Annotated in this window: 23 protein-coding genes; 11 read left to right on the forward strand and 12 right to left on the reverse strand. The window is 58.5% G+C overall.

What is annotated here, in order from left to right:
* The 5 genes from xseB to ispG form a co-directional block, all read right to left on the reverse strand.
* Nucleotides 1-261, reverse strand: coding sequence for an exodeoxyribonuclease VII small subunit (gene xseB, locus QZ383_RS12390; RefSeq protein ID WP_192111962.1), 261 nt, complete (start codon nucleotides 259-261; stop codon nucleotides 1-3).
* Nucleotides 258-1,190, reverse strand: coding sequence for a M23 family metallopeptidase (locus QZ383_RS12395; protein WP_291445848.1), 933 nt, complete (start codon nucleotides 1,188-1,190; stop codon nucleotides 258-260). The genes xseB and QZ383_RS12395 overlap by 4 nt, the downstream gene beginning before the upstream one ends.
* Nucleotides 1,190-2,707 carry an exodeoxyribonuclease VII large subunit gene (gene xseA, locus QZ383_RS12400; RefSeq protein WP_291445850.1) on the reverse strand — a complete coding sequence of 506 codons (1,518 nt, stop codon included), beginning with the start codon at nucleotides 2,705-2,707 and terminating at the stop codon, nucleotides 1,190-1,192. Before xseA ends, QZ383_RS12395 begins: the two co-directional genes overlap by 1 nt.
* Nucleotides 2,708-2,840: 133 nt before the next feature.
* Complete coding sequence (locus QZ383_RS12405) at nucleotides 2,841-4,571, reverse strand: proline--tRNA ligase (RefSeq protein ID WP_291445851.1); 1,731 nt, start codon at nucleotides 4,569-4,571, stop codon at nucleotides 2,841-2,843.
* The gene (gene ispG, locus QZ383_RS12410; protein WP_192111965.1) at nucleotides 4,571-5,644 is read right to left on the reverse strand and encodes a flavodoxin-dependent (E)-4-hydroxy-3-methylbut-2-enyl-diphosphate synthase; all 1,074 of its coding nucleotides are present in this window, start codon (nucleotides 5,642-5,644) and stop codon (nucleotides 4,571-4,573) included. Before ispG ends, QZ383_RS12405 begins: the two co-directional genes overlap by 1 nt.
* 440 nt (nucleotides 5,645-6,084) lie before the next feature.
* Between ispG and QZ383_RS12415 the strand changes: the two genes are divergently transcribed.
* The 4 genes from QZ383_RS12415 (at nucleotide 6,085) to ychF (ending at nucleotide 9,065) form a co-directional block, all read left to right on the forward strand.
* Entirely contained in the window at nucleotides 6,085-6,750 is a 666-nt protein-coding gene (locus QZ383_RS12415; protein WP_291445853.1) for a FlgO family outer membrane protein, read from the forward strand.
* A 13-nt stretch (nucleotides 6,751-6,763) separates the two neighbouring features.
* The gene (locus tag QZ383_RS12420) at nucleotides 6,764-7,117 is read left to right on the forward strand and encodes a hypothetical protein (protein ID WP_291445855.1); all 354 of its coding nucleotides are present in this window, start codon (nucleotides 6,764-6,766) and stop codon (nucleotides 7,115-7,117) included.
* Between the two features lie 8 nt (nucleotides 7,118-7,125).
* Nucleotides 7,126-7,734 (forward strand): FlgO family outer membrane protein, encoded by a 609-nt coding sequence (locus tag QZ383_RS12425; protein ID WP_291445856.1) that lies wholly within the window; start codon nucleotides 7,126-7,128, stop codon nucleotides 7,732-7,734.
* 230 nt (nucleotides 7,735-7,964) lie between these two features.
* Nucleotides 7,965-9,065 (forward strand): redox-regulated ATPase YchF, encoded by a 1,101-nt coding sequence (gene ychF, locus QZ383_RS12430; protein WP_291445858.1) that lies wholly within the window; start codon nucleotides 7,965-7,967, stop codon nucleotides 9,063-9,065.
* Nucleotides 9,066-9,270: 205 nt separating this feature from the next.
* On the opposite strand, the gene QZ383_RS12435 is transcribed toward ychF, so the two are convergent.
* The gene (locus QZ383_RS12435) at nucleotides 9,271-10,605 is read right to left on the reverse strand and encodes a UDP-glucose/GDP-mannose dehydrogenase family protein (RefSeq protein ID WP_291445860.1); all 1,335 of its coding nucleotides are present in this window, start codon (nucleotides 10,603-10,605) and stop codon (nucleotides 9,271-9,273) included.
* 164 nt (nucleotides 10,606-10,769) lie between these two features.
* On the opposite strand from QZ383_RS12435, the gene QZ383_RS12440 reads away from it, so the two are divergent.
* From QZ383_RS12440 to QZ383_RS12455, 4 genes are all read left to right on the forward strand, one after another.
* Nucleotides 10,770-11,141 (forward strand): holo-[acyl-carrier-protein] synthase, encoded by a 372-nt coding sequence (locus QZ383_RS12440; protein ID WP_291445861.1) that lies wholly within the window; start codon nucleotides 10,770-10,772, stop codon nucleotides 11,139-11,141.
* 2 nt (nucleotides 11,142-11,143) lie between these two features.
* Nucleotides 11,144-12,811 carry an NAD(P)H-hydrate dehydratase gene (locus QZ383_RS12445; protein ID WP_291445863.1) on the forward strand — a complete coding sequence of 556 codons (1,668 nt, stop codon included), beginning with the start codon at nucleotides 11,144-11,146 and terminating at the stop codon, nucleotides 12,809-12,811.
* On the forward strand, nucleotides 12,799-13,290 hold the full coding sequence (locus QZ383_RS12450) for a tRNA (adenosine(37)-N6)-threonylcarbamoyltransferase complex ATPase subunit type 1 TsaE (protein WP_291445865.1): 492 nt from the start codon (nucleotides 12,799-12,801) through the stop codon (nucleotides 13,288-13,290). The genes QZ383_RS12445 and QZ383_RS12450 overlap by 13 nt, the downstream gene beginning before the upstream one ends.
* A gap of 61 nt (nucleotides 13,291-13,351) precedes the next feature.
* The gene (locus tag QZ383_RS12455; RefSeq protein WP_291445867.1) at nucleotides 13,352-14,575 is read left to right on the forward strand and encodes an aspartate kinase; all 1,224 of its coding nucleotides are present in this window, start codon (nucleotides 13,352-13,354) and stop codon (nucleotides 14,573-14,575) included.
* Nucleotides 14,576-14,678: 103 nt separating this feature from the next.
* Here the strand turns inward: QZ383_RS12455 and QZ383_RS12460 are convergent, their stop codons facing one another.
* The 3 genes from QZ383_RS12460 to QZ383_RS12470 form a co-directional block, all read right to left on the reverse strand.
* Entirely contained in the window at nucleotides 14,679-15,791 is a 1,113-nt protein-coding gene (locus QZ383_RS12460; protein WP_291445869.1) for a glycosyltransferase family 92 protein, read from the reverse strand.
* A gap of 107 nt (nucleotides 15,792-15,898) precedes the next feature.
* Entirely contained in the window at nucleotides 15,899-16,543 is a 645-nt protein-coding gene (locus tag QZ383_RS12465) for an HAD-IA family hydrolase (RefSeq protein ID WP_291445871.1), read from the reverse strand.
* A gap of 36 nt (nucleotides 16,544-16,579) precedes the next feature.
* Nucleotides 16,580-17,635, reverse strand: a complete 1,056-nt coding sequence (locus tag QZ383_RS12470) for a polysaccharide deacetylase family protein (protein WP_291445873.1) — start codon at nucleotides 17,633-17,635, stop codon at nucleotides 16,580-16,582.
* Nucleotides 17,636-17,971: 336 nt separating this feature from the next.
* Here QZ383_RS12470 and QZ383_RS12475 point away from each other — a divergent pair, with 336 nt between their 5' ends.
* Nucleotides 17,972-19,123 (forward strand): HD-GYP domain-containing protein, encoded by a 1,152-nt coding sequence (locus QZ383_RS12475; protein ID WP_291445875.1) that lies wholly within the window; start codon nucleotides 17,972-17,974, stop codon nucleotides 19,121-19,123.
* Nucleotides 19,124-19,363: 240 nt separating this feature from the next.
* Entirely contained in the window at nucleotides 19,364-19,585 is a 222-nt protein-coding gene (locus tag QZ383_RS12480) for a hypothetical protein (protein ID WP_291445877.1), read from the forward strand.
* Nucleotides 19,586-19,724: 139 nt separating this feature from the next.
* Here QZ383_RS12480 and QZ383_RS12485 read toward each other — a convergent pair whose 3' ends face one another.
* From QZ383_RS12485 to QZ383_RS12495, 3 genes are all read right to left on the reverse strand, one after another.
* Entirely contained in the window at nucleotides 19,725-22,265 is a 2,541-nt protein-coding gene (locus tag QZ383_RS12485) for a glycosyltransferase (RefSeq protein WP_291445880.1), read from the reverse strand.
* A gap of 435 nt (nucleotides 22,266-22,700) precedes the next feature.
* Nucleotides 22,701-23,906, reverse strand: a complete 1,206-nt coding sequence (locus QZ383_RS12490; protein ID WP_291445882.1) for an MFS transporter — start codon at nucleotides 23,904-23,906, stop codon at nucleotides 22,701-22,703.
* A gap of 81 nt (nucleotides 23,907-23,987) precedes the next feature.
* The gene (locus tag QZ383_RS12495; protein ID WP_291445883.1) at nucleotides 23,988-24,740 is read right to left on the reverse strand and encodes an SDR family oxidoreductase; all 753 of its coding nucleotides are present in this window, start codon (nucleotides 24,738-24,740) and stop codon (nucleotides 23,988-23,990) included.
* A 98-nt stretch (nucleotides 24,741-24,838) separates the two neighbouring features.
* On the opposite strand from QZ383_RS12495, the gene QZ383_RS12500 reads away from it, so the two are divergent.
* Entirely contained in the window at nucleotides 24,839-25,786 is a 948-nt protein-coding gene (locus tag QZ383_RS12500; RefSeq protein WP_291445885.1) for a LysR family transcriptional regulator, read from the forward strand.
* Nucleotides 25,787-25,840: the final 54 nt, after the last annotated feature.

Below are 25,840 nucleotides of genomic sequence, written 5' to 3' on the forward strand. Positions count from 1 at the left end.
CTATTCCGCCTCCTCTTCTGCGTTCAGCCCGCTTGCCGCCACAGGGCGTGACTCAAGGGGACGAGCCTGACCATCCTGCCAGATTTCAAGCTCATGCCGGGCTTTGTCGAGCTGCTCGCGGCAATAGCGCGAGCACGCCGCTCCTTCCTTATACAGGGCCATGCCTTTTTCCAAGGGCAGGTCGCCGCTTTCAAGCGCCGCCACGATCTCCTGAAGCCGGGCCATCTTTTTTTCAAAAGTATTGTCTGTCTTGGCGCTCATGGATTGTTTCCCCTGGCGTTCCCGGTTGTCAAAAAGGGCTGCGGGTCAACCGACTCGCCCTGAACCAGAAGCGAAAGATGCAGATGCGGCCCGGTAACGCGGCCCGTGGCCCCTACCAGCCCGATAACCTGCCCCTTGCGCACCCGATCGCCATTTTGCACCAGTATTTCAGAGAGGTGCAAATACGCGGTGAACACCCCTTCGCCGTGATTGATGTACACTACATTACCAGAGAAGTACAAATTCCCCGTGAGGCCCACCTGCCCATCGGCGCAGGCAAGTACAGGCTGCCCCTGCGGGCCGCGCAGATCAAGGCCCTTGTGCACCCCGCGCGGCTGCCCGTTGAACACGCGTTTGAGGCCGTACAGGCTTGAAACATCACCGGGCACAGGCCGCACAAAGGGCAGCACCCAGAAGCGCTCGGGCAGGCGCTGGGCCAGGGCCTGGCGCACCAGCTCCCTGTCGGCCTTGATGCGCGCCATTTCCGCCGCCGGGGGATCAACATATTTTTTATCCACGTTCAGCTTCTGCATTGGGCGATCTTTGTCAAAAAAAGCAATCTTGCGCGCTACGGCGGGGGCATCCTTTCCATTGCCCGTGGAGATAGCAAGATCACGCGCGGATTCCTTTTCTTCCAGCGGCACGGGCAGCAGCATGACGGCCTGCCAGCGCGTTGCAGCGCCCGCAGCGGTATTGGCGCTCACCTGCTCGGCCCTGGCTTCGTAGGTTTTGCCCAGCCAGCGGAACGTAAAGGACTTTACGGGCATGTCGCTCACCGCCAGGGCGGGAAAGGCATCCCCTCTGGCTACGGATTCTGGCGCGTCAAGCGCGAGGGCTGGAGTGGGGGACGGCGCAGCCAGAACGGCTGCAGGAACAAAAAGAAAAGCCCCCGCCAACAGAACCATGAGCATGCGCGTGAGCACAGACATCAGCTATTCCGTCCTTGTTTTTTGGCAACCGGCAACGCAACTGTATCCGAGTCAGGCGCAACATCTGGCAGCACTTTGTTGACTACGGCGGCAAGGCTGCCATCCGCCAGCCGCACCGTGATGGCGCTGCCCGCAGGGGCCGACGTCACCGTGCGCAGCAGCCTGCCATCCGCACCATGCACAAGGGCATAGCCGCGCTTGAGGGGCGCGAGGGGGTTGGCGGCTGCCAGAGCAAATTCACATTTTTCCAGTTCGCGCCCGGTGCGGGCAAGCATTTCCTGCCCTGCCGACTGCAAGCGCTGATGCGCGGCATCATACAGATGCTCCTGCGCGGTCAGCATGCGCGGCATGGCAGCAGCCAGACTGGCAGAAAGAGCCTCTACCCTGCTGCCCAGTACATCCAGCCGTGAAGGGCTGAAGGCGGTTTGCAGGGCGCGCTCAAGCCTGTCGCGCCGGGCCTCCGTGGTATCGAGCCACTGGCGCGCGGCCCTGTGCAAGGAACGGTTCAGGCCGTCAAGCTGTTCTGCAAGCCGGGCCTGATGCCGCATGGGCGAAAACCAGCGCAGGGCGTTTTCAAACTGGGCAAGGCTTTGCCCCGCTGTTTCCAGCCGCCGCCGCGCGGCGCGCACAAGGGCGGCCTCCGCCTCGTCAATCTTTTGCATCAGTTCGGCCCGCGCGGGCCAGAGCAGTTGCGCCGCATGCGAGGGCGTTGCCGCGCGCAGGTCTGCCGTCATGTCGGCAAGGGTAACGTCCACCTCATGCCCGATGCCCGCCAGCACCGGCAGGCGCGACTCAAACACTGCCTCGGCCACAGCTTCTTCATTAAAGGCCCACAAATCTTCCAGCGAACCGCCGCCGCGCACCAGCACAACGGCCTGCGCCCAGCCCTGCGCATTGGCCTCGTGCAGCGCCCGTACAATGGAGGGAGCAGCATCCGCCCCCTGCACCAGAGCCGGGAACAGACGAATGCGCGCCCCGCTGCCCCGGCTGGCCGCAAGCTCCATAAAATCATGGATTGCCGCGCCCGTTGGGGAGGTGATAAGGGCCACGCGCTGCGGATCATACGGCAGGGGCCGTTTGCGCTCATGGCTGAAATAGCCCAGAGCTGCCAGCTTGCGCTTGCTGGCCTCAAAGGCCTGCGCAAGCAAGCCCTCGCCCGCTGGCTGCACCAGTTCCACGGCAAGCTGATACTGCCCGCGCGGCGCGTACAGGGTGATGCGCCCCGCGCAGAGCACATCCAGCCCGTTGCGCAAAAGCTCCAGCGGCGAAGGACGCGGCGCGTCAAAAACCTCGCCTGTCAGCGGATCAAAACCCTGGTTGTTCTGCCGCTGCATGTGCCTGAACCACACGCACTGCAACTGCGCATCGGCATCCTTGAGGGTAAAATAGACGTGCCCGGAGCCGGGACGGGTCAGGTTGGTCACCTCGCCCCGCACCCAGACAAAGGGGAAACGTCCCTCAAGGGTTTTGCGCAGCTGTTCCGTGAGTTCACGGACAGACAGTATGGCTTCCTGCATGGTGCTCCGTGTCAGGTTATCTATCTGAAAAAAAGCTTTTTTGTCGTAAAAGGGGCACTGACAGTGCCCCTTTTACATTACCTCAACCTATAACAAACCCTCAGACCGAGGCGTGAATTAGTTAGGAACAGCCCTAGCCCTGCTGCTGCGCCCACCCCTCGCGAACCTTGGCGGCCCAGGCGGAAAAGGCTTCAGCCATGGCATCGGCGGGCAGTTCGCCCTTTTCACCGCTGCGGCGATCCTTGCATTCCACAATGCCCTTGGCAAGGCCCTTGCCGCCCACCACGAGCTGCATGGGAATACCCAACAAGTCCGCATCCTTGAACTTGACGCCGGGGCGTTCGTCGCGGTCGTCCATGAGCACGTCCACGCCCATATCCTTGAGCATGGCGTAGATCTGCTCGACCTTGGCGTTGACCTCGTCGTTGCGCGGGTCAAGGTTCAGCAGGATGCAGTCGTAAGGAGCCAGCGGCGGCGGGAACACAATGCCGTGCTCGTCGTTGTTCTGCTCGATGGCGGCGGCGGCCACACGGGAAACGCCGATGCCGTAGCAGCCCATGATCATGATCTGTTCCTTGCCGTTTTCGTCAAGAAAGGCGGCATGCATGGCATCGCTGTATTTGCGGCCAAGCATGAACACGTGACCCACTTCGATGCCGCGCGTAAGCTCAATGCGGCCACCGCAGCGGGGGCATGTGTCTTCAGGCGTGATGGCGCGCAGGTCGGCCCAGGCGGTCACCGTGGCGTCGCGCTTGAGGTCAACGTGCACAAGGTGGGCATCGCCAGCGTTGGCGCCCACCACGTAATCTGTGGCGCCTTGCAGTTCTGCATCGGCGTAGACCGGGATTTCCAGCCCCACAGGCCCGGCAAAACCCACAGGGGCCTTGGTGATCTGCTGCACGGTGGCGGCGTCGGCCATGAGCACATCCTGCGCGCTGAGCAGATTCTTGAGCTTGATGTCGTTCACTTCGCGGTCGCCGCGCACCAGCACGGCCACGGGCTTGCCGTCCACCTTGAAGAGCATGGTCTTGACCACGGAGGTTGCGGGCACGCCCAGCAGGGCCGCCACTTCTTCCACCGTGTGGGCGTTGGGGGTGGCTACCTTCTCCGCCGGAGCGCAGGTCTCCGTGCAGGGTTTGCCGTTCCAGACTACCTCGGCGCGCTCCACGTTGGCCGCGTAGTCGCAGTGATGGCAAAAGGCGATGGTGTCTTCGCCCGTTTCGGCCAGCACCATGAATTCGTGCGAGAAGTTGCCGCCGATGGAGCCGGAGTCGGCCTCCACAGGGCGGAACTTGAGCCCAAGGCGCTGAAAAATACGCTTGTAGGCCGCGTGGCAGGCCCAGTAGTTCTGCTGCGCGCCTTCTTCCGTGGCGTCAAAGGAATAGCCGTCCTTCATGATAAATTCGCGCCCGCGCATGAGGCCGAAACGGGGGCGGATTTCATCGCGGAACTTGGTCTGAATCTGGTACAGACGCACGGGAAGCTGACGGTAAGAGCGCACTTCGCCGCGCACGAGGTCGGTGATGACTTCTTCATGCGTGGGGCCAAGGCAGTATTCGCGCTCGTTGCGATCCTTGAAGCGCAGCAGTTCCTTGCCGTAATGCTCCCAGCGGCCCGATTCTTTCCACAGGTCGGCGGGCTGCACCATGGGCATGAGCAGTTCTTCAAAGTAGGCGACGGCCATTTCTTCGCGCACGACGCGGCTTATTTTTTCAATCACCTTCAGGCCCAGCGGCAGATAGGTGTACATGCCCGAGGTAAGCCTGCGCACCATACCGGCGCGCAGCAAAAGCTTGTGGCTGATTACCTCGGCATCCGCCGGAGATTCCTTGAGGGTGGGAATATAGCAGTTGCTGAAACGCATTACTGTGATTCCTTTTCGTTGAGCAGTTGTTGCAGTTCTTCCATAAAAGCCGCCAGCAGGGCCTCCTGCCCTTTGACCGAGCGGATGACCTCGCCCTTGCGAAATATGATGCCCTTGTCGCGCCCGCCCGCAACGCCCAGATCGGCCTCGCGGGCCTCGCCCGGCCCGTTGACCACGCAGCCCATGACCGCCACCTTGATGTCGGCCTTGGAGGTGGCTAAGCGGTCTTCCACCGCGCGTGCCAGCGAAAACAGGTCAATCTCCGTGCGCCCGCAGGTGGGGCACGAGATGATTTCCGGCCCGCGCGAGCGCAGGCCAAGGGCGCGCAATATTTCCCACGCCACGGTTACTTCTTCCACCGGGTCGGCGGTGAGGGAAACGCGCAGGGTGTCGCCAATGCCCTCGTGCAGCAGAATACCAAGCCCCACGGCAGATTTTACCGTGCCGCGCATGAGGCCCCCGGCCTCGGTAACGCCGATGTGCAGGGGGTAGTCGCAAGCTTCGGCAAGCTTGCGGTAGGAGGCAATGGTATCAAGCACAGAGGAGGACTTGAGCGAAATTTTGGTATCGTAAAAACCGCGCGCCTCAAGCATGCGCACATGGGTGAGAGCGCTTTCCACCAGCGCCTCGGGGCAGGGGCCGCCGTACTGCTGGAGCAGGCGCTTTTCCACCGAGCCGGAGTTTACCCCAACGCGAATGACCGCCCCGTGGGCCTTGGCGGCATCCACCACGCGGTCCACGTGCTCCTTGGGGCCGATATTGCCGGGGTTGATGCGCAGGCCTTCAAGCCCGGCCTCCAGCGAGGCCACGGCAAGGCGGTAATCAAAATGTATGTCCGCTATGAGCGGCAGGCGCGTACCCGCGCGGATGGCGGGCAGGGCCGCAACGGCAGCCTCGTCCGGCACAGCCACGCGCACGGCCTCGCAGCCGCGCGCCTCAAGCCGCGCAATCTGCGCAAGCGTTGCCTCGGCATCGCGTGTGTCGGTATTGGTCATGCTCTGCACCATAACAGGCGCACCGCCGCCAATGGAAAGCCCGCCCAGACGGATGGCGCGGGTTGTGTGCTTTTGCATGCTTCCCTCACAAAAACGAGTGGAGCCACGGGCTAAAGCCACGGCACTCCGTAAACGAGTCTTCTATGCTATTTCCCCCTGCAAGCCAAGTGCGCGCAGCACGAGCCGCGCTGTGGGTTTTGCGGCAAGCCTTGCCGCATGTATCGAGTTTCTGTGCCGCACAAACCCCATTTGGACAGCCTGAGAGTAAGCGACCATTGGGCAAATGGATATCTGGAACGTGTCTTGCAAAGTTTTAAAAAAAGGCCTCAGGCTGACGTTTTTTCCGTCAGCACTCAAGTTGACGGCCATTGTGACGATAAGACTATGGTAAGAGCAGTTCCGCTGGGCTGTGGGCAATAGCCCCTGGCAAGCGAGGAATTATCCCGCCTGGGATCTATCGGGATCACGGCGCGAGGAGCTGCATCAGAGCAATTTCACTCGGGGTTTGTATGCATATAATGCCGCGTCTTCTTATGCTTTGCGCACTTTTGCTGCCGCTCTTTTCCGGCTGTAGCAAAAGCGGGCCTTCCGCGCTTTCGCCCGGCTATACGGACGCCGTGGAGCTGAAGCTCAAAAGCCGCGAACTGGCCGAGCAGATGCTTGCCACCATGCCCAACGATGCCATTCAGGGCTTTGTGGCCATGCCCACGGCCTTTGTGAACCAGAACAATACCTCGCAAAGCTCGCCCATGGGCAGGCTGATGGCTGAATCGCTGTTTTATGAATTCAACCAGCGGGGCTTTCCCACGCGCGAATACAGGCTGAACGGGGCCATCAACGTTCAGGGCGGGCGTGATGACCTTGCACTTGCCGCCAACCAGATGGTGTCAACCACCGGGCAAAAATGGGCCGCGCTTGTTGTGGGCACCTATTATGTGGATAAGGACGCAACCTTTATCAACGCCCGGCTGGTGCGCGCCAGCGATGGCCTTGTGATGCGCACGGGCCAGCTTGTACTGGTGAATACCCCCATTGTGACACGCATGGCCGAGGCCGATGCGCCCCCGCCAGTAAAGGCCACGGCCAGCAGTTCAAGCGCCCCAGCCAAACCTGCCCCAACTTCGCTCTATACGCCTGCCAGCAGCATCAGCAGCGGCACGCTTGTAATCAAACAAGGCCGGTAATGCCGGAATTGCCATGAAAAAAACGTTGAACAACATCTGCGCACTTTGCCTTATGGCCGCATGCGGCCTACCCCTTGCGGCACTGCCAGCCAGCGCGCTGGCCGACAGCATGTCGTCATACAGCGGGCAGGGCAATGACGCCCAGGCAAAGCGCGAGGCAAATGAACGGGCCAATTATCTTTCTAAAGCCAACGAGCACAGCCTGGCCTATCTTGGTCAGGCTCGTCAGTTCCGCGAACAGGGGCGCTATGAACTTGCGCGGCAGCGCTATCTCCAGGCCCTTTCCATCTGTGCCGACGACCAGACCCTTGGTATTATAAAGAGGGAGCTGGACGGCGTTGAACTGCTTTTGCGCACCATGCGCTGAGGATCGACATGAACCGTTTTTTCATTACCATTCTTGTGCTTGCGGCCCTGCTCTTTCCGCTCACGGCGGCGGCAGCCGGAAACGTGCCCACTGCTGCCGTAAGCATTGCCAAGCAGCTTGACGAACAGATCATGATGCGCTTTTCGGGCGATAGTCAGGACATGAGCCGCAAAGACCGCGAAGCCCTTGCCCGCGCCCGCATCATGATCATGGGCACCACCCCGGTCAACATCAACAATCTGGACGAAGCCTCGCCCTTGGCGCGCCAGATGACGGAAGAAATCTCCCGCTGGCTCATCAGTGCGGGCTACCGCTTTCAGGAACTGCGCAAGGGGCGCGATATCCGCTTTGACAAACTCAAGGGCGAATTTATCCTGACGCGCGACGTGCGCCAGCTTGCCAGCCCCAGCGGCACCAGTCAGGCCATACTGGCGGGCACCTATGTGACTACCAGCGAACAGGTGCGCTTCAGCATCCGGCTTATCCACACCTCAAGCAATGAGGTGCTGGCCATGGGCACGGCCACTGTGCCCATTACGGACGACCTGCGGCCCCTCGTGCGCGAGGCCCGGCCCGGCGACGGGCTTGCGCCCTCGGTGAGCACACGGCTTCAGTAGCGTCCTTGCCTCATACGCGCTTTGCGTCTATAACATGCCCGCGCCTGTCTGCTTGACGGCGCGGGTTGCCTTTGCGGCAGCCGCTGTTTTCAATAATTCCGCCGTGCCCGCCGGGGCAATAGCGTAACGATCCGTGAACCCGGGCCGCTGATTTTGCTGGCGGCCAATCCCGCGCGGGCACGCCGCCCACTGCGGGCTATACGCCTTTTTGCGCGCAGCAAGGAGACAACATGTCGCTCAGTATTGGTATTGTGGGCCTGCCCAACGTTGGCAAATCCACCCTTTTCAACGCCCTGACCAAGGCCCAGAATGCCCAGGCCGCCAACTACCCCTTCTGCACCATTGAACCCAACAAGGCCACGGTGGCTGTGCCGGACAAGCGGGTGGACGCCCTGACCGCCAAGGCCAAGCCCAAGAAGACCATTTACGCCAGTGTTGATTTTATCGACATTGCAGGTCTGGTACGCGGCGCAAGCAAGGGTGAAGGGCTGGGCAACCAGTTTTTGGGCAACATTCGCGAATGCGCGGCCATTGTGCATGTGGTGCGCTGCTTTGAGGATGAAAATATCACCCACGTGGACGGCGGCGTTGATCCCCTGCGCGATGTGGACACCATTGAAACAGAACTGCTGCTGGCCGACCTGCAAAGCGTTGAAAAACGCCTGGACAAGCTGCAAAAGCTTGCCAAGTTTGACAAAAATGCCAAGACATCCGCAGAAATCATGCAGACCCTGCTGGCTCAGCTCAACGACGGCAAGCCCGCGCGGGGATTTGACCTGCCTGATAACGAGAGCTTTTTGACCACATGGCGCGAACTTGGCCTGCTCACGGCCAAGCCCGTTATTTACTGCGCCAATGTGGATGAAGCCGCCGTTGCCGAGGGCAATGAATTTTCCGCCAAACTTGAAGCCTTTGCCAAGGAACGCCAGTCCGGCTTTGCGCGCATTTGCGCCAAGCTTGAAGAAGAACTGCAAGGCCTGCCCGATGAGGAACAGGCGGAACTGCTCTCCTCCTACGGCATTGATGAAAGCGGCCTTGTACGCATCATCCACACCGGCTACGCCACCCTTGGCCTGTATAGCTACTTTACGGCCGGGCCGGACGAAGTCCGCGCCTGGACCATCCATAAGGGCTGGAAGGCCCCGCAGGCCGCTGGCGTCATCCATACCGACTTTGAGCGCGGCTTTATCCGGGCCGAAGTAATCTCTTACGCCGACTACATGAGCCACGAAAGCGAAGCGGCTTGCCGCGCCGATGGCGTCTTGCGCGTGGAAGGCAAGGAATACGTGGTCAACGACGGCGACGTCATGCACTTCCTGTTCAACGTATAGTTTTTACCGCATATAAAAAGCTTAAAGGCTCTGTTCCTGTGGAACAGAGCCTTTTTTATGACAAAAGCCGCCCGGAGCATCGGCTCCGGGCGGCTTCAACCATTTCAAACTATCTACTGAGCATTTTTACAAGGGGCTGTTAACACCAGGAGTAATTTGTTCCCCGCCAAAGAAGGAAGCAAAAGAATCAAAGTGTTACCAGGCTCTAGTCGGCGCGGCGGCCAATGCAGAAGTACGCAAACCCACGCTGCGCCATGAAGTTGGGCGAGTACAGGTTGCGGCCGTCAAACAGCAGGGGGGCGGTCAGCAGGCCCTTGATTTTGTCAAAATCGGGGTTGCGGAACTGGTTCCATTCCGTAACCACCAGCAGGCCCTGAGCGCCTTCGCATGCGCCGTACTGGCTGTCCACAATTTCAACCAGCTTATTATCTTTGAATATTTCGCGGGCATTGTCGGCAGCAACCGGGTCAAAGGCGCGAACCTTCATGCCAGCGGCGGTAAGCTCGTTGACAATGCTGATGGCAGCGGCTTCGCGCATGTCGTCGGTATTGGCCTTGAAGGCCAGCCCCCACAGCGCAAGGGTTTTGCCCTTCACGCCGCCCTGCGGAGCAAAATATTCCATGATGCGGCCAGCCATGTGCTTTTTCTGCCGGGCGTTGACGTCTTCCACAGCGTTGAGCAGCTTGGGTTCCACGCCAGCCTTTTCAGCGGTGTGGATGAGCGCCTTCACGTCCTTGGGGAAGCACGAACCGCCGTAACCCACGCCGGGGTAGATGAACTGGTAGCCAATGCGGGTGTCTGAGCCGATGCCGGTGCGCACATCGCGCACATCCGCGCCCACTTTTTCGCAAATGGTGGCGATTTCGTTGATAAAGGAAATCTTGGTGGCAAGCATGCAGTTGGCCGCGTACTTGGTCATTTCTGCGCTGCGCACGCCCATGACGATGATCTTGTCGCGGGTGCGGGCAAAGGGCGAATACAGTTCGCGCATCAGCGAAGCGGCGCGTTCGGAATCCGTACCAAGCACAACGCGGTCGGGCTTCATGAAGTCGGAGATGGCGTCGCCTTCCTTGAGGAACTCGGGGTTGGAAACCACGTCCACCTTGTAGGACACGCCGCGCGTTGCAAGCTCTTTTTCCACGAGCGCGCGCACTTCGTCAGCGGTGCCCACGGGAACCGTGGACTTGTCCACGACCACGAGGTCGTTCTGCATGTGGCGGCCAATTTCGCCAGCCACCTGACGCACATAGCTCAGATCGCACGAGCCATCGGGCTGGGGCGGGGTGCCAACGCAGATAAAGGCGCAGTCGGCATCCGCAATGCCATCTTCAAGACGGGTAGTAAACTTGAGGCGGCCATCAGTACGGCTGTGGCGAACCATGGGTTCAAGACCGGGTTCAAAAATATGCACGGAACCGGCATTGAGCTTTTCCACCACAGCCGGGTTAACATCCACGCAGGTCACGGTATTACCCATTTCAGCAAAGCACGCGGCGCTGACCAAGCCAACATAGCCGGTCCCGATAATGCACAACTTCATACAAAATTTCTCCGTACGTTCCCGCAGCCAGCGCGCTTGACGTTACAGCGGGGAACGGGTCAGAATAGTTTAGGTTGAAAGCGAACCAATACGCTAATTTTTTTTAATGGGCAACAGCCCTATTTGCAGTACATTCCGCCCGTACTGCATATGGTGGATAACTGATGATCATAGGCATTGGGACTGACATTACGGAACTGGCACGCATCAAGGCAAGTTACGACAGGTTTGGAGAGCGCTTTTTGCAAAAGATCCTTACCCCCGATGAACTGAAACTCGTGCCGGAGAATCCCATCACCTACATTTCCGGTCGGTTTGCCGCCAAAGAGGCTGCGGTCAAGGCGCTTGGCACTGGCTTTAACGAGGGGATCGGCCCTCTCCATATAGAGGTGCTGCGCGGCCCTGCGGGGCAACCCCAACTCCATTTGCACGGCCCTGCGCTTGCGCGGGCTAAAACTATGGGCATGCGCGCCGCCCACATTTCCATAAGTCATGACCGCAATGCCGCTGTGGCGGTTGTGGTGCTGGAGGCATAAGCATGCCCACTTCATTTGACGATCTGTTCCCTCCCCTGCCCCTGCCTGCTGAAATGCACCAGTGGGATGCGGAAGCCATGGCCCTTGGCCTGCCGGAAGAACTGCTGATGGAAAATGCCGCCAGAGCGGCCTTTGACGTCCTGCACAAATACCAGCCACGGCTGGCGGGTCTGCGCGTCTGGCTGCTTATGGGCAGCGGCAACAACGGCGGCGATGCCGCATGCCTTGCGCGGCATTTGCTAGATGCGGGCGCGGAACCGCTGGTGCTGCACGCGCGGCCTCTCGCCTCCTGCAAGGGGGCCTGCGGCAAGCATGTGCGCATTGCCAGAGCCGCAGGCGTTACCTTTGAACGCTGCCGCCCGGCGGTCTTCCAACGGGCGGAACTCCCCCACATTCTTGTGGACGGCCTGTTGGGTACAGGTTTCAGCGGTCAACTGCGACCGGATGCGCTGGAGCTTGTGCGCGCGGTCAATTCCCTGCAAAGCCGTCCCTTTGTGCTGGCGCTCGATATTCCATCTGGCCTCGACGGACGCACCGGCCTGCCCATGCCGGAAGCAGTGCGTGCCACGGCCACAGTCAGCTTTGCGGCCGCAAAGCCGGGGCTGGCCTTGCCCGAGGCGCGCCCCTGGACGGGCGCACTGCACGTGCGCAGCATTGGCATTCCCCTTGCCGCACGGCGCAAGGCTCCCTGCTCTTTTTACGTCGCTGACGGGCATTGCCTCGCCCCACTTGCGGCGATTCAGCCCGGAGGCTTCAAAAACTCATACGGGCATGTGCTGGTGGTTGGTGGCGCGCCCGGTCTTGGCGGAGCGGCGCATCTTGCCGCCCGCGCGGCCCTGCGCGCAGGCGCAGGCCTTGTAACCGCCGCCGCGCCCGGTGCTGGCATTGCGGATATCAAGAACGGCTGGCCCGAAATAATGACCTTGCCTCTGGGCGAGAGCGAACGTCAGTGGCCCGCCCGCCTGCCGCAAAATTTTATGGAGTTGGCCCAACGCTGCGCCGCCCTTGTGGTCGGCCCCGGCATGGGCCGAGCGCAGGACGCTGCAGCCTTTGTTGAAGCTCTTTTGGCACTGGACCACAGACCGCCCACGGTATTTGACGCCGATGCCCTGGTGCTGCTGGCCGGGCGACAAGGCCTGCTCGACCGCATAACCGCAGATGATATTCTGACGCCCCACCCCGGCGAAGCGGCAACCCTGCTGGGCTGTTCCGCAGCGGATGTTCAGGCCGACCGGCAAGGCGCGCTAGAGCGCCTGCGCGGCCTCTGCCGTGGCGTGATTATTCTTAAAGGAGCGGCAAGCCTCATAGGGCAGGCTGAAGCGCCAACACTGCTCTGCCCCTACGATGTGCCGCAGCTTGCGGTGGGCGGCTCGGGCGATGTGCTGGCGGGCTGCGCTGGCGGACTGCTTGCCCGGATGCTGCCCGGCATGCAGACCGCAAAAGAGCAAGCGCAAGTGCACAACAATACCGCAAATCAGACTTTGACCTCATCCCACATACTGGCCGGGCAGGCAGCGGCCCTGCACGCCCTTGCGGGCAAAAGCCTTGCCGAACAATGGCCCCTCAGGGGCAATACGCCTTCGGCAGTGGCAGATGCATTGCCGCAAACCCTCTCTGTCTGCATGGCAGCCAGTGAATCAAAGGACGACATTCTGCCATGGCCCAGATAATCCTGCACAATCTTTCTGATACCGACCGCCTTGGACATATGCTTGCCGAGGCTGTCGCCACCTGCGGCATTGCGGCATTGTTGCTGCGCGGCCCGCTTGGCAGCGGCAAAACCACGCTCACCCGCTCCCTTGTGGAGGCCATGCCCGGCGGGGATCAGGCCGAGGTGGGCAGCCCTTCGTTCACGCTCTGCAACTACTACCCTACCCAGCCGTCTGTCATACACAGCGATCTGTACCGCAGCCCCGGCAGCCTGCCCGATGAAATCGCAGAAGGTCTGGACAATCCGCAAATCCTCTCTGTGCTGGAATGGTCGGAATACCTGCCCGAGACGGAAATGCCGCAAGATTATCTGGACATCTCGTTGCAACCGTGCGAAGAAGGTCGCCTACTGACGCTGCAAGCTCACGGCCCTATTGCCTCTGAGCTTTTGCGCCACCTGCGCCGAAATTGGCCTGTGGACAGTCCTGACCACGGGTAACCAGTTCCGGGGTGGGCTGACCTGTTGTACCCATCAAGGATTGAGGACAATGGATACAGGCATGAAAATTTTGGTCCAGAAATTTGGCGGCACTTCCGTTGCCAAGCTGGAGTGCATGAAGCAGGTACGCGAGAAAGTGCTGGGAGGCCTTGCCAAGGGGTATAAGGTCATTGCGGTGCTTTCGGCGCGGGCTGGCGACACCAACAAGCTGCTTGCCCTTGCTGATGAATGGTCTTCCACGCCTGACCGCGCGGAAGTTGATTCTCTCGTTTCCACTGGCGAACAGGTTTCCATCAGCCTGTTCACCATGCTGCTCAAAGATGCGGGCATTCGCGCCCGCTCGCTGCTCGGCTGGCAGATTCCCATCACCACGGACAACGATTTTGGACGTGCGCGCATTCGCTCCATCGACAGCAATTCCCTGCGCAAATACCTCGACGACTACGATGTGCTTGTGGTCGCCGGGTTTCAGGGTTGCACCGAAGATGGCCGCATCACCACGCTCGGGCGCGGCGGTTCGGACACCTCTGCGGTGGCGCTGGCCGCCTCCCTCGGCTCTGTGGAATGCGACATTTACACCGACGTTGACGGCGTTTACACCACCGACCCCAACATTTGCTCCACGGCCCGTAAAATGGACCGCGTCGCCTATGAGGAAATGCTTGAAATGGCAAGCATGGGGGCCAAGGTGCTGCATATCCGCTCGGTAGAATTTGCCAAAAAATATAAGGTTCCCGTGCGCGTGCGCTCCACGTTCAGCGATGATCCAGGCACGCTTGTCACTCAGGAGGACTCCACCATGGAAGCCGTACTCGTTTCCGGCATTGCATATGACAAAGATCAGGCCCGCGTGACCCTGCGCGACCTTCCCGACGTGCCCGGTACGGCTGCGGCGGTGTTTGGCCCTCTCTCCGAAAAGGGCATTCTGGTCGATATGATCGTTCAGAACACCAGTCAGGACGGCCATACCGACATGACCTTCACCATCTCGCGCAAGGATCTCAAGCAGACCTTGCAGATGATGGAAGAAGTGGCCCAAAAGACCGGCGCGCGCGAAGTGCTGCACGATGTGAGCGTTGCCAAGGTTTCCGCCATCGGCGTGGGCATGCGCAACCATTCCGGAGTTGCCGCGCGGGCATTTGCCGCGCTGACTCAGGAAGGCATCAATATCCTCATGATCAGCACCTCTGAAATCAAGATCACCATCCTGATTCAGGAAAAATACGTTGAGCTTGCCGTGCGTATTCTGCACGACACCTTCGGGCTGGACTGGGATCTGGGCTAAACGCCTGCCATACGGTTTACCGACATATTGAACAAAAAAACTCCCCGCTTGCGGGGAGTTTTTTTGTTTTGGACATACTCAAAACATTGCGAGTCGCTGTTTCTTATGACATAGCCCTCTGCAGGCTATTGGCGGCATCCGCATTTTGAAGAAACTGGTAATAATCGGCAAGACAGCCATAAGCCCCAGCCCTCAGGGGATTATCAACATCAACAAGCAGTTTCTGAAGGTAGTACAAGCATTCCGTATGATGTTCAGCCAGCAAGTGAACCCTTGCCGCCAACAACCAGACTATTGGAGCATCATAATACCTGCTGCATATCCGCACACTGTTTAATGCCAAACCAATTTTATTTATTGATATGCAATCAGTTATCAACGACTCAAATTCAGCCAATGACTTCTGCCCAACGGATGCATTTTTACAAATATCTTCAAGCGTTGGCATGCAGGATTTCTTTTGCTCAATCAGAGACTGAATGGTCTGATCCAGTATCCCCTCCTGAGATTCCTGCCTTGCAAAGTCAGCGAAAGCAGCAGCATGATCTCTGTCAACGCCTGTTGCGCAGCCGCGTTCAATCTTGTCCTTAAAGTCTTCCAATGATTTATAGTAATAATGATTTACCTGGATAGTTCTGGATATGTGGTATGACTGGTACGAAGCAACTGGAATACAATCTTCGTTCACGCAAAAGCTTCCATCCTTGTATCCAAAACTATGAGGAGTAAAAACTTTATCGACTTTTTTGGGTTGTACAATTGATTTTATATGATTATCAAAGGAAACAACTTTATCATAATTCTTTATAACACCGCCAGCAGGCCTAGTCCTGTGTCCTCCTGATCCAAACATTTTCCAATGAATCGCCAAACCGCCATAGTCAATGTATCTGTCAAGAATGTCACGAATATCATTCCCTGACTTCGGCACAATAAATTCATCAATATCAATAAATGCCATCCACTTACATTGGATTCCATACTTTTGCAAACAATCCATGTAAGCAATGCGTTGCTGATCTACATCGCGTGAGGAATTAATGACAGTTACCAAACCGCTATCTATATACTCAGGCAGTGCTTCTGAAATAGGCACGCGACTATTATTATCATAAATATAAATATGTTCAAATCCTATAAGTAAATGATACTCTACCCACTCCCTGATAAAAGACTCTTCATTTTTCGCTATTGCACATATCGTTGCGTAATGCATGGCGATCATCACCCATATTAATGCTGTTCACGAATTTATACGTTGATGGCTACTTTGTTATCATTCACCAAGCCTCAAGCACAAAAAAAGTAACCTCTGAAAGGACATCACGCAAGGAGCAGCTGCCGCAGGGCTGGAACGTCTTCGCACAACTTGTCCGCCCCGGCTTCTTCAAGCTCGCCGCGCGAACCGTAGCCGTAGAGTACTCCCACACCGTCCATACCCACAGCATGCGCGCCAAGAATGTCATATTTCCGGTCGCCCACCATAAGGCATTGCGCCATATCCGCAACACCGCAAAGGCCGCAGGCATGCCGCAGCACGGACGTTTTGCTGTTGCGCGGGCCGGTCAGCTCCGCTCCCGCCACATGGTCAAACAGGCTGGCAATGCCAAAATGCTCCAGAATACGCTGAGCAAAGGGTTCCGGCTTGGATGTAGCCAGCGACAACACCCGGCCCTCGCGCCGCAGGTCTACCAGCATGTCTGCCACGCCGTCATAAAGCGCATTTTCAAATATACCCGTGACCGAATAATATTCACGGTATTTCTGCACAGCCAGATCAGCCTTGGCCGCATCGCCCCCAAACAGCTTGCCGAACGAATCCTTCAGCGGGGGGCCGATAAAATACAGCAGTTCATCGTCAGCGCGGGCAATATCAAAATACTTCAGGGCATGCTGCACAGAGCGGATGATGCCGGTTTTGGAGTCTGTCACCGTGCCGTCAAGATCAAAAAAAATATATTGCTTCACGAAGGGATTTCCTTGCTTCCGGTTTCAGGCGAAGGGCTACTCGCCGTTAAAGGGCGTATGCCGCCCAGAGCCGTCAACACCGAATTTGCTGTCCAGCGCCTTGTTGTCGCCCGGCGATGTAAAATAGCCGTTCATGGTGCGCTGCGGAACCCCCATGCCCAGCAGGGTACTCACAGAAACGAAATTGTAGCCTCTGCGGCGCAGTTCCGCCACAGTCTCGCGCAACAGTTGCGCCGAGCCCTTGGGCACCAGATTGGCGTGGAACAGCAGGATGGAGCCCGGTTTGACCTGTGAGGCAACCAGATGGGCCTCGCGCCGCGCATGCTCGATATTGGTATTATCCGCGCCGGATTCCGCCACCACATCCCATTGCACCACCTGCATGCCCAGCTTTGCCAGCGCCTGCAAAGACTGGTCGTTGCAACGCCCATAGGGCAAGCGAAACAGCGTGGGCACAGGCTGAATGGCAGGCTCCGGACGGCCCTGCGCCTTGGCATCGCGCAAGGCCTCCTCGCGCAGCAGCTCATACTGAGCCTGCGTCCACAAAACCTGGGCGCGCAGGCCAGCCGGGGAAAGCAGGGCAAAATTGCCGTGGGACCACGCATGATTGGCTATTTCAAACTGCGGCTCGGTCATGATTTGCAGTACACGGCGAGAATGGGTACGCATCCACTTGCCGCCCATAAAGAGCGTGGCCGGGATATGCTCGGCCCGCAAAAAACCGAGAATATCCATATCGCAGCCGGTGGTGACTGTATCCAGCTCGCAAAGATCAAAGGTAAGGGCAACCACCTTGGCCCCATCTGCCAGCGCAACCCGCCGGATTGTGCCCACCGAATCGGCCCCGAGCGGTGGAAGCATCACTGAAGGTTCGCGTTTGGCGGGCGGGGTTGCGTCGTTGCGCAAAGCCTTGCGGGCATCCTGCGCATCGGGCGCCCAGGAGGGGGCCGGAGCAGACGAAGCAGTAGCCGGGGCAGCAACTGCGGGGTGCTCCACCAAGACAGCGCATATGCCCGCTAAAATGCAAAACACGCCAGCCGAAAGGGCAAAAATACGCCGCAACCGCAAAACCGAGCAGACTGAGCTGAACATAGAGGGAAACTCCTGCGCCGACTACGACGCCAAACAGCAACTTTTGAAAACTATAATTCACGGATTAGTGCGCTGTGCACACGATAAAGCCTTTTTCTGCCAAGCAGGTCTATATCCTTTACGCAATCGGCCCACAAGCGTGGCGAGCGGCATCTATACTCACCTGTAATCATAAGAATTAATTCTCAGCAAATTGCGTGTTGAATTTATTTTTCAAATATCGCATAATTTCAAAATATATTTGCGGCGGCGTGTTGGCCTTGCGTGGGCATTACTGCGGGGTTTGCTATCTGCGAAGATCAAGGCAAGAACTTATATCCAGGCGATCAAGACCACATGTCCCACATCAAAATACCCGTTTCAACCCTACGCCCGGGGATGTATATTGTTGACCCCGGGATATCATGGCTGAAAGCCCCTCTGCTCTATATGCAGGAGGGAATTTTGGCGTCGGACGACGAGATCAACGGTATAATCCTCCAGGGATTTGCCGAAGCCTACTACGACCCGGAACGCTCACGCGACGAAAATTCCGCTGCTCCCCAGCCAAATACCCCCCTTGCCATAGAACTACAGGCCGCCAACAGAATTTATGAAGACGCCTACGAGAATGTGAAAAACTTTCTCGAATCCGCCAGAGGCGGCGCACTTGATCTTACCTTTGCGCGCCCGCTGGTGGGCGACATCATCAAAAGCCTTTCGCGCAACGTTGACGCGCTGGTGACGCTTTCTCTGCTCAAAAAAACAGACGAATACACCTATGCCCACAGCGTCAACGTGACCATTTTTGCCGTGGCCTTTGCCAATTTTCTGGGCATGCCCGATGACCGGCTGCACAATGTGGGGCTGGCCGGGTTGCTGCACGATTACGGCAAGGCGCTGATTCCCAACGAAATTCTCACCGCGCCCCGCTCCCTGACGTTTCAGGAATTTGAGGTCATGCGGTCGCATGTGCTGCTTGGTGTTGAAAAGATCAAACAGTTTTCGAGCGTTGAGCAGGAAGCCATTGAAGGCATTGCGCAGCACCACGAAAAGCATAACGGCACGGGCTACCCCAATCGGCTATCCGGCAAACAGATTGGCGTTTTTGGCCGTATCCTTTCGCTCAGCGACGTGTATGACGCGCTTTCGTCCAAGCGTGTTTACAAGGGCGCACTGGCCCCCAACAAGGCGCTGGGCATGATGTACAAAATGCGCGGTCAGGCCTGGGCCCCCGGCTATGTGGAACGCTTTATCAAGATGGTGGGCATTTTTCCCGTGGGTACTGCGGTGGAACTTTCAAACGAACACCAGGGTATTGTGTGCCGCTCCAACCCCAATTTTCCCGCGCAGCCCTGCGTTCTTGTGGCGCGCGACCCTGACGGACGCGCCATTCAACCGCAGTTTGTCGACCTCACGCGCTACATAGGCCTGCGTATCACACGCTCTCTATCTGCGGCCGAAGCGGCGCATTTTGATATTCCGATGTTGCTGGGCGGCCCGGCGTAGACAGCTCCAGATCGTGCCCTCCTCCAGTACGCTCAGCCAGCAATCCACGGCATTTTCTGCCACAAATACGCACTGTTCACATTTCTTTTACACATCCGGGCTTGCCCGCAGATAATGTAAACGCTATACACCGGGAAAGGGATAAACCTTCTATTTCAGCATGTTCACCATCTGGGATGCGGCAACGCCCTGCCCCGGAATTTGAAATGTCAAAACGCATCAGGCTTAAGGATAATTTTCATGCGCAGAGTTGATGTTTTGATCGGTGCCCTCAGCCAGTTGACTGGCCGTGATGAGGAAGCTGTGGCCCAGACCTTTGAAGCCATCATTTCCAGCAACCCGGAAAAAGGCAAAGATCTGCTTGAGGAAATTTCCTTTGGCGAGGCTTCGGTCATGCGCGAACGGCTCCTCAAGGACGGCCCCGATGTGCTGGCCCGCCTTGTGAGCAGAATCAGCGACTAAAAACCGCCCCGGGCATTCTGCCCAGGGCGGTCAGGTTGATATCAAATCCCGTCTTGCGGTATTTTGCTGCCGGAGCTGCTAGTTACAGCGTCTGCGTTGTACTGGACTTGCCAGATTACCCTGCGTGATGCCGCAAAAGCTACCAGCAGGCTTGCGGCGTCAGGGTCTCAATGAGCTTCCACTGGGCAGCAAAGGCCTTTTGCGAGCTGCGCGATTCTGCATAGCAGCGGGCCTCGCGCTTCATGGCAAACAGCATGGCCTCATCGCTTGCCAGAGCCACCATGGCCGAGGCATAGGCCTCTGCCGTTTCCTGCCGCACCACTATGCCGCTTTTATCCGGCACCACGTTCTCTCTGGGGCCGCCCTGCCCGCTCACCACCACTGCCAGCCCCGCAGCCTGCGCCTCCAGCACAACCTTTCCATAGGTATCTGTGGTTGAGGGGAAAACAAAGATGTCGGCTTCTTCATAGGCCTGCACAAGCGCAGCACCGCTCAGATAGCCCGTAAAGGTCACGGGCATGTCCGCAGCCTGCGCCTGAAGTTCCCCGGCCTGCGGGCCGTCGCCCACAATGGTCAGCTGCGCGCCGGGGATATGCCCCAGCACCAGCCGGAAGGCATCCACAAGACGGCTGACGCTTTTTTCTCTTGAAAGTCGCCCCACATACAAAAAACGTGTACCCTGAGCGCTTTCCCGCCCGCTGTTGCGCCAGGCGGGCGTGTAGCGCGATGCGTCCACCCCCCGGGGATAGAGGCGGATTTTTTCCTCGGGCAGACCGTGGGCGATCAGTTCCTTCATGGTGGCAGCCGAGGGCGCAAAAACCACATCCATCTGGTTATAATACCAGTACACATAGCGCCATGTGGCTTCTTCCAGCGAGGGGTCGCCCGTCAGCTCCAGAATATACTGCGGAAATGCCGTGTGATAGGTGGCATGGATGGGCAGCTTGAGCATTTTTGCCGTCAGCAGGGCCGCAAGCCCCATGGGGCCGGGCGTTGCGGAGTGCAGCAGGGTGTAACCGTTCTCATAGCAATGCTGCACAATTTTAAGCGCGGGCGGATAGTGCAGCGTCAGTTCTGGATACTCAGGAATGGAAAAACTGCCCGTGGGGCTGAAATTTATGGGGCCAAGGCCGCCGGGGTGGCTGCCTTCCACATTTTCTGGCCGAACGCAGGTCAGGATATCCATTTTCTTACCCTGCTCCCGCGCCAGTGGCAGCATGGATTGCAGGGTTTTGGCAACGCCGTTCACCTCAAGATAGGTATCCGTAAAATGGGCAATGGCGGCCCTGTCCGCTGCCGTGCCGGATCTGGCATCCCTTGGGAGAAAACGGCGCAGGCATTCGCGCGTAAACATTTTATCCTGCGCAAAAAGCGAATAGCCGATGCCGTAAGGGGCAAGCATGGCGTAAAGCGATCCCATGGCTCCCACCAGCTTGAACACATTGAAAAAATTGCCCTTGAGCACGTCAGACAAAACAGAATTGGCGCAGGCAAGCTGCACGGTTTCCGCCACATCGCCCACAAAACGTGCCAGCAACGCCTCGCGCCGGGGCATGCGCTCCTGCGGCACAATGACGTTGACGCTGTCCGCCGCCACGGCAAGCTCCGGCGATTGGGCAATGGCCCTGCCAGCCGCCTCAAGTATGCTTTCCTGCATGCTTTTTTCAGAGCGGGACACCCATCTGCCGCAGTTCAGCAAAAATCCGCCAATGGACATGACGCGCGTCTTGATGGTGCGGGAGCGCGTATCTGGCTTGCCCGTGAGCATGTTTTCGGCAAAGCGCAGCACGGTGCTGTTGTTGATATCCTGTGCTAGGCCGGTGGAATTTTTGTAGAACTGGTAGCCGATGGCGTACAGATTATGGGCAAAACCCAACGGCGTTGCAGGTATGACCCGGGGCGTGGTGCCCCCTGCCATGACCGCCCGCAGCAAGGCCGAGGCCGGGGCATGGCCCGAGCTGCCAAGTTCCGCGGGGGTAACTTCTATCACCGTGGAACTTCTGGCGATATTGCAGGAGGAATGGTCGTCGGACCCGGCCACAAAACTCTTGCGCCAGGGCTGGGCAACAAGTGCGCTAACATTGTGTTTTTCTTCCATTCTGGCTGTGGATTCCGGGGTCAGGCCCTTCACAATCTGGCGAAGCGCGTCATTCTGCACGTTATTGCGCGCCCCGTTGAGCTCAAAAACTGAAAACAGCAGTATGAGCTGCTCCACATGGCCCAGAGTCAGCCGGTTATTGGCCGCGCACAGGGGGTGCGCGCAGGCATGGGCAATGCCCTGCCCCATCAGGTAGGGAACAAGCTCAAAGATGTTGCCCCGAAGTCGCGTTATCTCCCGGTGCTGCGTTTCCGTGATATCCCAGGCGAGCACATGAATTTCGCACTTGTCCTCAGGAAAGTAGGCCGAAATTTCTTCGCTGATGAAGGTCTGCGGCAAATGGGCGATTTCCAGCGCGCCAGCAATGGTGTCGTGATCTGTAATCGTAACGTAGTCCATGCCCCTGGCTCTGGCGATATCGTAAATCTTGCGGGGAGGGGTGTAACTTTCGCCGCAGCCGATCTTTTGCAAAATCCACTGCGAGGGGCAGGTTGAATGGCGGGAATGGACGTGCAGATCTACGCAGAACGAGGCATTGAACGGGCTGGAATTTCTCTGCTCTCCGTCTGGGATTGGGAACATGCGGCTTCCTCCTGAATGTGCTGTGGCCATTCGCGATTCCGCCATCATCACGCCTCAGCAACTACGTTGCTGTAACGGCGCGACACATCCGCCGTTTACAGCGTTGCCTGAAATGATGCGGATGCGTACTGGGTATTGCATGGTCTGCACTATAGAAAAAATCCAGAGGGATTGTGTGCTGGCAGCGTGAAGGTTATCGGGCTTTTGTGCGATGCCGTAACACCGCTAACAGGCTGAAATAAAAATTTTAAGCCGACCTGCACCACGTAACTGTAACAATCCGCGCCCAAACGACAGCGCTTTGCGGCTGCTGTAGGCAAAATATCCTTGCAAACGCAAAAAGGGAGGCTAAAACCTCCCTTTTTGCGCCAACCCGCCTATAATTTCGGGTAAAAAAGACCGGCGGGGCTGAACTGCAAGGCGCACCAGCCGGATTTAACAGCACTCCTGAGCGGGAGTACGCGCTGAGGGGCAGGTGCAGCGTCTTTCCAGCAGATGAAAAATCAGGCCCGCCAAGGCAAAAGCGCCGCCAGTGAGCATGACGCCGGGCCAGCGGTATGCCGCCCAGGCTTGGCTGGCCGCAGCAGAACCCAGCGAACCGCCCAGAAAAAATACCGTCATGTAAATGGTGTTCACCCTGCCGCGCGCCGACTCGGACAAACCCAGAATAAGCGACTGATTGGACACCTGCGCAATGGACACGCCGAAATCAAGCACAATAACCCCGAGCACAAGGGCTGTCATGCCGCTGAAGCTCATGATGCCGAAAGCCGCGATGCTTGTGAGCGCGCCGATCAACACGCCGCACCTGACGCCAAAGCGGTCTGTCAGCCTGCCCCCAGCCTGCGCTGCCAGTACGCCCACCAGCCCAACGATGCCGAACGAACCCGCCACGCTTGCGCCAAGCCCGTAAGCCGGGCCTTGCAGATACAGCGCAAGCACTGACCAGAAGGCGCAGAACGCTCCGAACACGCAAGCCTGAATAATGGAGGCATAGCGCAGCGCACGGTAATCCCGCAAAAGTTGCAGCATGGAGACCAGCAACCGCCCGTATGGCAGGCTCGATTTGCGCGGCAGATCAGGCAAGCGCCATGCAAGCAGCGCGCTCAGCAGCACGGCAAAGGCGCAGGCCAGCCAGAAAGCCTCGCGCCAGCCCAGCCACTGGCCCACCGCGCCAGACACCACACGGGCCAGCAATATGCCGCACAAAACACCGCTAAAGGCAATGCCGACGGCCTTGCCTCGCTCGCCTTCCCTGGCAAGGTCAGCGGCCATGGGAACCACCATCTGCGTAATGGTGGCGGCCACCCCCATACCAGTCGAGGCCGCCATGAGAACCGCCATGCCCGGCGCCAGAGCCGCAAGAGCTGCGGAAACCACCAATAGTGCGCAGAGAATCAGAACCAGCCTTTTTCTGTTCAGCGTGTCGCACAGCGGCACGAGAAACAGAAGCCCAAGGGTGTAGCCCACCTGGGTGATGGTGGCCACAAGGCCCACATGGTCGCCGCCCTTGAGTTCCCCGGCGATCAGCCCCAGCACAGGCTGATTATAGTAAATGTTGGCTACGGCCAACCCCGCGGCAAGAGCCAGCAGGTATATGAGCGACCCGTTCTGCTGAGGGTCTGTGGTTTCCGTCTTCATGGCATGTTCCTTTATGTCTGTTTGCGATAGTTGCGCGCGATATGCGCGGCACATAACCGATATGAAAATTTGCCTCAGGCCCTAGACCATGCCACCATTGGCACGGATGGTCTGTCCGTTGATCCAGCCGCCGTCCCTACCAGCCAGAAAGGCTACTACTGAGGCTATATCTTCCGGCTGGGCAAGGCGCTCCAGCGGCGGCAGCTTTGCCATTGCCTCCACCTGCCCTTCCGTTTTGCCCTCAAAAAACAGATCAGTGGCTGTGGGGCCAGGTGCCACAGCGTTGACCGTGATGTCGCGGCCTCGCAGTTCTTTGGAAAAAATGCCGGTCATGGTTTCCACAGCGGACTTTGTAGCCGCATAGACGGCATATCCCGGCAGGGCAAGGCGGTTGACGCTGGTGGAAAGATTGATGATGCGTCCGCCTTCGTGCATTCGGGCGGCAGCCAGCCGCAGCATATTGAAAACGCCCTTGATATTGGTGCTCACGATACGGTCAAACAGAGCATCGTCCGTCTGCGCCAGCGGCACCATGCCCGGCTGCATAAGCCCGGCGTTGTTCACAAGCACCCTCACAGTGCCGAAAACGCTTTCGCAGGTAGAAAACAAGTCAGCCGCCTGCTCGGGAACCGTCACATCGGCCTTGACTGCAAGGGCGCGGCCCCCTTGGGCGCATATATCAGCCGCCAGGGCCTCGGCCTTGCCAGCGCTGCTGGCGTAGTTGACGACAACGGCCAGGCCGTCCCCAGCCAGCCGCCGGGCAATGGCCGCGCCAATGCCGCGCGCCGCGCCGGTAACAATGGCCGCATTGGGTGATGAAGTCTGCATGCTCATGTGTGCCTCCACTTTGTTTGCTTTGTTGAAAGCACAATGCTGGTTGGGGCGGATAATTGGTAGACGCATGGCCTTCATATTGGTTATACGGATTACGTATGACAATATTTTCAAATCTGGCCCTGTTGCGTAGTTTTGTGAGCATTGCCGAAAGCGGCAGCATCTCGGCTGCGGCCCGCAACATGGGCCTTACCCAGCCAACCCTCAGCCGCCAGCTTGCGCAGATTGAGGAGGAATGCGGCACCGTGCTGCTGCGGCGCGATACGCACCGCATGCACCTCACAGACATGGGCGCAAAGGTGCTGGCCGATGCCCGCGCCATGCTGAACATGGCTGAAGAATGCGAGCGCCGCCTGCGCGTGGATCAGACCGCCCTCATGGGGCATATCCGCTTTTTCTCCACCATTGACTTTGGTCAGAGCGTGGTCAGCAAGTTTCTGGCCCGGTTCATGCTGCAAAATCCTGCCATCACCGTTGATCTGGTGTACTCGAACAGGCCCTTGCGCATGCTTGAAGAAGGCTGCGACGCCGGCGTGGTAGCCGGGAGCGTTGCCGATGAAACGGTTATCGTCAGACCATTGGGCATGATACGCAGGTATCCCGTTGCCGCGCCCGCATTTCTTGAAGGGAGGCAACTGCCTGAAACACCAGCCGACATTGCGGCCTGGCCCTGGCTCACGCTGGGTACGGAAGTTTTTGGCGGCGCGCGCAACATCACCCTTTTTACTGAATCAGGCGAGGAGCAAACCCTGCATGTAAACCCCATGCTGACGGCAGAGGGCGTCACGGCCCTGCGCGAAGCGGCCTTGCTGGGGCTTGGGGTGTCCCCCCTGCCGGGCTGGCTGGTGACGGAAGACCTCGCTGCGGGGCGGCTTGTGCGTCTGTTGCCCCAATGGCGTGCGCGTGAACTGCCCGCCCATGTGGTTTACCCGGTGCAAAAAGGTTTGCCCCTGCGCGTGCGGGCCCTAGTGGATTTTATGACGGAACACGTCAAGGAGCTGCTGGCGCGGCCCTGCGTGTGCCCCGGCGCAGGCAGCAAAAAGTAAGGGTTAGCCTCGGTAAATGGTGTGCCAGGCAGCCCAGAAGCGCTACAGCAATTC

Origin of the sequence: Desulfovibrio sp., from assembly GCF_019422935.1 — a bacterium.
In the GTDB taxonomy this organism is placed as follows: domain Bacteria; phylum Desulfobacterota; class Desulfovibrionia; order Desulfovibrionales; family Desulfovibrionaceae; genus Desulfovibrio.